Here is a 259-nt window from a genome sequence, read left to right on the forward strand (position 1 = left end):
GATCGTAGTTGCCTGGCCAGGAGACCAGCTTGCCCCGGTCCAGATCGACAATGCGCGTCGCCATGTTGCGGATAAACGAACGGTCATGGGAAATAAAGATGATGCTGCCGGTGAAGTTCTTCAGGAACGTTTCCAGCCAGTCGATGGTTTCGATATCGAGGTGGTTGGTTGGCTCATCCAGCATCAGGACGCGCGGGTTACTCACCAGCGCACGACCCAGCGCCGCTTTACGCAGCCAGCCGCCCGAGAGCGACGACAG

General features: G+C 58.7%; 1 protein-coding gene. It reads right to left on the bottom strand.

All coding sequences use genetic code 11. From position 1 onward, the window contains the following. Positions 1 to 259 (bottom strand): ATP-binding cassette domain-containing protein (locus SB756_RS31865; RefSeq protein ID WP_410913472.1); only part of this gene is annotated, 259 nt, incomplete at both ends.

The sequence above is a fragment of the Pseudomonas sp. SIMBA_068 genome (assembly GCF_046534705.1).
GTDB lineage: Bacteria > Pseudomonadota > Gammaproteobacteria > Pseudomonadales > Pseudomonadaceae > Aquipseudomonas > Aquipseudomonas putida.